Source organism: Vibrio scophthalmi LMG 19158, from assembly GCF_000222585.1.
Taxonomy (GTDB): Bacteria; Pseudomonadota; Gammaproteobacteria; order Enterobacterales; family Vibrionaceae; genus Vibrio; species Vibrio scophthalmi.
In genome coordinates this window covers 21,537-27,748 of sequence record NZ_AFWE01000217.1, presented here as the reverse complement: position 1 = coordinate 27,748, position 6,212 = coordinate 21,537, and the positions used below count along the sequence as shown (strand labels likewise).

The 6,212-nt window shown below is 45.1% G+C and carries 8 protein-coding genes; 5 read left to right on the top strand and 3 right to left on the bottom strand.

The features are described 5' to 3' along the window. Positions 1–140 precede the first annotated feature (140 nt). Complete coding sequence (locus RH88_RS19730; RefSeq protein ID WP_005599363.1) at positions 141–899, bottom strand: Nif3-like dinuclear metal center hexameric protein; 759 nt, start codon at positions 897–899, stop codon at positions 141–143. Positions 900–1,002: 103 nt separating this feature from the next. On the opposite strand from RH88_RS19730, the gene RH88_RS19725 reads away from it, so the two are divergent. Together RH88_RS19725 and RH88_RS19720 are read left to right on the top strand one after the other, a co-directional pair. Further along, complete coding sequence (locus tag RH88_RS19725; protein WP_005599361.1) at positions 1,003–1,755, top strand: DUF1853 family protein; 753 nt, start codon at positions 1,003–1,005, stop codon at positions 1,753–1,755. Next, positions 1,737–2,108, top strand: a complete 372-nt coding sequence (locus tag RH88_RS19720; RefSeq protein WP_005599359.1) for a hypothetical protein — start codon at positions 1,737–1,739, stop codon at positions 2,106–2,108. The genes RH88_RS19725 and RH88_RS19720 overlap by 19 nt, the downstream gene beginning before the upstream one ends. On the opposite strand, the gene pgm is transcribed toward RH88_RS19720, so the two are convergent. Beyond that, entirely contained in the window at positions 2,089–3,735 is a 1,647-nt protein-coding gene (gene pgm / locus RH88_RS19715; RefSeq protein ID WP_005599358.1) for a phosphoglucomutase (alpha-D-glucose-1,6-bisphosphate-dependent), read from the bottom strand. The genes RH88_RS19720 and pgm overlap by 20 nt on opposite strands. 81 nt (positions 3,736–3,816) lie before the next feature. Further along, entirely contained in the window at positions 3,817–4,356 is a 540-nt protein-coding gene (gene seqA, locus RH88_RS19710) for a replication initiation negative regulator SeqA (RefSeq protein ID WP_005599356.1), read from the bottom strand. A gap of 93 nt (positions 4,357–4,449) precedes the next feature. Here seqA and RH88_RS19705 point away from each other — a divergent pair, with 93 nt between their 5' ends. From RH88_RS19705 to fldA, 3 genes are all read left to right on the top strand, one after another. Continuing rightward, the gene (locus tag RH88_RS19705; protein WP_005599354.1) at positions 4,450–5,214 is read left to right on the top strand and encodes an alpha/beta fold hydrolase; all 765 of its coding nucleotides are present in this window, start codon (positions 4,450–4,452) and stop codon (positions 5,212–5,214) included. Between the two features lie 192 nt (positions 5,215–5,406). Then, complete coding sequence (locus RH88_RS19700; protein WP_005599351.1) at positions 5,407–5,628, top strand: DUF2788 domain-containing protein; 222 nt, start codon at positions 5,407–5,409, stop codon at positions 5,626–5,628. A gap of 48 nt (positions 5,629–5,676) precedes the next feature. Beyond that, positions 5,677–6,210, top strand: a complete 534-nt coding sequence (fldA, locus tag RH88_RS19695; protein ID WP_005599349.1) for a flavodoxin FldA — start codon at positions 5,677–5,679, stop codon at positions 6,208–6,210. Positions 6,211–6,212 lie beyond the last annotated feature (2 nt).

Sequence of the window (6,212 nt, the reverse complement as noted above, 5' to 3'; positions counted from 1 at the left end):
ATCGTCATCCTCAAGAGCGAGGTACGAGCGAGTTGGGGATCTCGCTTCAAAGCTCTCAATTCTCGCCTCTTAAAGGACGAAGTCCGCTCCCGCTTCTAAACTCTCGCCTCTCAAAGGACGAAGTCCGTTCCTTCCTTTCTCTAAACCGGATTATCGATATCGATAAAGGTCACATCAAAACCGTGCTCAGCGGTGAGCCACTCGCCCAGCGCTTTAATACCGTAGCGCTCTGTTGCATGATGGCCTGCGGCGAAGTAATGAATATCAAGCTCACGCGCACTGTAAGTGGTACGCTCTGAAATCTCACCAGAGATAAACGCATCTAAGCCGTGTTGCGCAGCCAATTCAATGTAATCTTGACCACCGCCAGTGCACCAACCAATCGTTTCAATCAGCTTGTCTGCGTTGTCAGGCGCAATATGCAATGGGACTCTATCAAGCACTTGATTGATACGTTCCGCGAGCTGAGCCCCCGTTAGAGGCTGTTTTAAACGACCAAACATAGCCACTGATTGAGGATGACCTTCAAGACCACCTTCTACTTCAATCTCCAGCAAACGGGCTAATTCCGCGTTATTGCCCAGCTCAGGATGAATATCAAGTGGTAAGTGATAACCTAATAGATTGATGTCATTTTTAATCAAGGTTCGAATGCGCTTACCTTTCATGCCTCTAATTGGCTCGGGTTCACCTTTCCAAAAGTAGCCGTGATGCACCAACAGCGCATCGGCGTTAAGCTCTACCGCCTTATCAATTAGTGCTTGCGATGCTGTGACACCAGTAACAATAACCTTAACCTCAACCGCCCCTTCGACTTGTAGGCCGTTTGGGCTGTAATCTTTGATTAATTGAGGGGACAATTTTTCGTTAAGTAATTTTTCTAGTTGTAGATTATTCATCTTACTTTCCAGTATCCTGACTTGAGCGACGTGTATTGTCGTGGTTATAGCAACTTCACTGCTCAATGTCGAAAAAAACGCGAACAATTGCTAACGGATTATCATGACTGCCCTGACTGATTTTTATGATTGGATTATTACCCAGCCAAACCTGATAGCCGCCGATCAGCCCTTTGCTGATCTTAGCCATTTGCAGGTACAGCCTCTGGCTGAAAATAGCCAGTATCACGGCAATCGCCGCTTAGGCTTTCTTTATCAACACTTGTGTACCGAAGCCTTCAAGCACAGCGACAATTACCGCGTTGCAATGGAAGAAATCCAACTAAACCAAGCGGGTAAAACACTCGGAGCCATCGATCTGTTATTGCATAACCAGCAACGCGATCAACTTGAACATTGGGAAGTGGCGATCAAGTTTTATCTTCTTCATCAAGGGACATGGTTTGGCCCCAATGCGCATGATCAGCTTGATAAAAAGCTCGACCGTATGCTTAATCACCAATTGGCGATGTCTTACTCTGACACCTTCCACCAGCAGTACCCGCAGCTTGACGTGGCATCGCATCATTTATTGATGCAAGGGCGGCTTTACACCAACCCATTTAGTGACGAAATCACCCCAACCCATTGCCTTGGCTACCCGCTAAATGATCAACTCATCAATGGCTATTGGTGCTATTACTCGCAATCTCAACAAATCAAGCAACCACTATTTCATCTGCCGAAAGAGCGTTGGGCGATTGGCTTAGGAGAGCAGTTAGAGCCAATTAACCCAAATCCAGAACGCTTTATCCATGCCCAAACTAAACAGGGCCAGTTTTGGTTTGTAGTACCCGATTGCTGGCCGCACCGCTGAGCGAAGCAGAACGCTGCGCTTTGAGAAGCGAGAAAATTCGAGAAGCGAGAGATGAGAAGCGAAAACAGAACGCTGCACTTCGAGAGGCGAGAGGTGAAAAGCAGAACGCTGCGCTTCGAGAAGCGAGAAAATGCGAGAAGCGAAAGATGAGAAGCGAAAACAGAACGCTGCGCTTTGAGAGGCGAGAAATGCGAGAAACGAGAGATGAAAAGCGAAAGCCGAACATTGCGCTCGATGCTTTTGCTCTTTCTCAATTCTCTATTCTCGCCTCTCGATTCTCAAAAAAAAGAGCCGACTTTCGTCAGCTCTTTTTTATCAACATCAAACTTGATTCTATAAACCCGCGTCCTTGAACACTTGGTTTACGATCTCTTGCGCTTCTTGCTCGATTTGCTTGAGGTGTTCTTCACCTTTGAAGCTTTCACAATAGATCTTGTAGATATCTTCAGTGCCTGATGGACGAGCGGCAAACCAGCCATTTTCGGTGGTCACTTTTAAACCGCCGATTGCTGCGCCATTACCTGGAGCGTGCGTAAGACGAGCTGTGATCGCGTCACCCGCTAGCGTATCGGCAGCGACCATCTCTGGAGAAAGCTTCTTCAATACGTCTTTTTGTGGGCCATTCGCCACCGCTTGAATACGGTTATATTTCGATTCACCGTGCTTCGCCGCAAGCTCTTCGTAATATTGCTGTGGATTTTTACCGGTTACTGCCGTAATTTCCGCCGCAAGTAAACATAAGATGATGCCATCTTTGTCAGTTGACCAAGGCGTGCCATCTTTACGTAGGAATGAAGCCCCAGCGCTCTCTTCGCCGCCAAAACCAAACTGACCGCTGTATAAGCCATCAACAAACCACTTAAAGCCAACCGGTACTTCGCACAGTTCACGACCAAGATCAGCAACAACACGGTCAATCAGAGCACTAGAAACCAGTGTTTTGCCTACCGCAACTTCTTTACCCCAGCCTTGACGATGACGGTATAGGTAGTCGATACATACCGCTAAGAAGTGGTTTGGATTCATCAACCCTTTTGCGGTCACAATGCCGTGACGATCGTAATCAGGGTCATTACCAAATGCCAAGTCATAATCGTCCTTAAGCGCCAGTAGACCCGCCATTGCATACGGCGATGAACAGTCCATTCGAACAACACCATCTTTATCCAATGACATAAACTGGAACGTAGGATCAATCGCTTCGCTTACCAAGGTCAGATCAAGGTTGTACGCTTTACCAATTTGACGCCAGTAATCGATACCGCTACCACCGAGTGGATCAACACCCAGCTTTAAGTTGGCTTTTTGAATCGCTTCCATATCGATAACATTAACTAAGTCATCAATGTATGGCTTAACCAAATCCACTTGCTTAAACAGTGGTGATGCTTTGGCATCGGCTAACGGCATACGCTTCACCCCTTGCAAACCTTCTGCAATCAGAACATTCGCACGGTTTTCAATCGCTTTTGTGAGAGTATCTTCAGCAGGGCCGCCATGAGTTGGGTTGTATTTAATACCACCATCTTGTGGAGGGTTGTGCGATGGCGTAATCACGATCCCATCGGCTTTATCTTGATGCGCAAGGTTGTAAGTCAAAATTGCATGAGACACACCCGGTGTTGGCGTATAGCCATTATCTTGCTGGACAATCACTTCAATACCGTTTGCCACCAATACCTCAAGTACGCTAGCAAATGCAGGTTCAGACAAGGCGTGAGTATCTTTACCGACAAACAGCGGACCTTTAGTACCTTGCTCAGCACGTACTTCCGCAATCGCTTGTGCGATCGCTAAGATGTGGTTTTCATTAAAAGTCGCTTTGTCTGCCGTACCACGGTGACCTGAGGTACCAAACTCAACTTTATGCGCTAGGTTGCTTGGGTCTGGTTGCAACAGGAAGTAATTCGAAACTAAAACAGGAATATTATGAAGATCCTGTTGTTGAGCCTTTTGTCCAGCTCTCGGGTGCATAGCCATTTTGACATCCTTTCTAAATTTTATAGATACAAAAAAGCCCCATAACTGTTAACGCAATATTATGAGGCTCTGTGCTACAAACTAGATTGAGAGGGTTACTTTTTCAATCAGGTCTGCAGGGAAACTCATCCGTGACATGAGTTGATCAACCATTTGTCTTTTACGACTGGTATTGTTATTAGTAATCACCCAGAAAGGCGAGGCTGGAATTGCCTTCGGTTTCGTGGTGTTACCGTTCGCTAGCAACGTTTGCTCATTATCAGCAAAGTAGACACGCTTACGGCCTTTAACTTGGGTAGCTTCCGAAAAGCTTTCTGGATCAATACGATGCAGCGTAGAAAGCACTAGCATAAAACGGTCAATGGCTTTTTTAAGGCCAGCAAACTCATCTGAAATCAACAGGGAACGCATCTCTTTCACGCCATCCAATTGAACTTCTTTCACAGCGTCTTTACTCACTACTAAGCCGATTGGCTCAATAATAGGTTGCTGTTGAGCGGCCTGAACTTGTCCATCTACATTCAACAATCGACGCAAAATATCGGATGCACTTTCACCGATATGTTGGGTTTGACCTGCGATGTAACGGTATAGATCCTCATCAACCTCAATTGTTTTCATTCGCTTTTCACAATCTCTATGTTTAAACTCTGAGGCGATTATAGCGAGATCTTCTCTCAGACTCTACGTTAAACCAGTCACGAATAAGATAAAATGTCACAACAGCTCAACTACAAACTCGAAGGTGAGGGTCACACCATTGTTTTGATCCACGGTTTATTCGGAAATCTCGATAACCTTGGCCTACTTGCGCGCGACTTAAAACACGACTACCAAGTACTGAGTATCGATTTACGTAACCATGGTCAGTCGTTACATTCCAGTGAACATACCTATGCAGCGCAAGCTCAGGATATTGCGGATTTACTGAAAGTGTTATCGATTGAACGCTTTACCTTAATTGGTCATTCGATGGGCGGTAAAGTGGCAATGAAACTGACCGAGCTACTCGAAGATCAAGTAGAAAGACTGATCGTTCTCGACATGGCACCAGTGGAATATACCCAACAACGTCACACCAATGTCTTTGCAGGCCTAAAAGCCGTCGAGGCGGAAAAACCAAGTGATCGCAAACAAGCGATGGAGATACTGGCGAAACATATTGAGATCGATGGTGTTCGACAATTTTTGAGCAAATCACTGTACAAAAATGAAGAACATCTTACTTGGCGTTTTAATGTCTCTCACTTATGGGACAATTACAGCCATATTATGGGCTGGCAACCAATCAAAACGGTCTCAACCCCAACCTTATTTATTAAAGGGGCGGATTCAGATTACCTGCTGCCAGAGTATCAAGCACAAATTCAAGCTCAGTTCCAACAAGCCAAAGCGCATGTCATTGCCAACACTGGCCATTGGTTGCATGCAGAAAAACCAGCCGAGGTATTGCGTACTATTCGTAAATTTATTGCCTAAAAATGCGATGATTAAAAACGAAACGATAACTTTACTACGAGGCAATATCACAGTTAACCACGATTTTGATCCGGCCTAATGCGGCGATACTGATTTATAATGGTATAAGCATAAAGTGAGAGACGATCGCATTAACTTTGGTGAATAACAGTGGTATAGTGCTGCGCAAGTAAATTAGCATAAAGGGATACCATGCTTTACGACTACATGAACATGATCGAGTCTATTGGTCTCGACCTGTTGTTCGCTGCTATCTTTTTCTTAATTGGTATGGCGATTAAAGATGTATTAAAGGCAGGTAATGTTCCTCCCTTTGGGCGTCGCATCGTGTGGTTGGTTCTCTTTCTTGGCTGTGCTGGATTCATCGTTAAAGGATTAATCCAGATAAGCTGGGAAGGGACAGGTTTAGGTTAACCCTTAGCCAAATGCTAATAAGTAGACAATTGTAAAGGTAATGAATCTATGGCAAGTGTAGGTATCTTCTTTGGTAGTGACACAGGTAACACTGAAGCTGTTGCAAAGATGATTCAAAAACAACTAGGCAAGCAGCTAGTTAACGTTCAAGACATTGCGAAAAGCAGCAAAGAAGACATTGATAACTTTGATCTTCTTCTACTAGGTATCCCTACTTGGTATTACGGCGAAGCACAATGTGACTGGGATGATTTCTTCCCTGAACTTGAGCAAGTTGACTTCTCTACCAAGCTTGTTGCAATTTTCGGTTGTGGCGATCAAGAAGATTACGCAGAGTACTTCTGTGATGCAATGGGTACTGTACGCGATATCGTTGAAGCGAAAGGCGGCACAATCCTAGGTTACACTGAAACAGCAAGCTACGAGTTTGAAGCTTCAAAAGCGCTTGTTGAAGGCGACGATAGCCAATTTGTTGGTCTATGTATCGATGAAGACCGCCAACCAGAACTTACCGAAGAACGTGTAAATAACTGGTGTAAGCAGATTTACGATGAAATGTGCCTAGCTGAGCTAGAAGGCTAGTT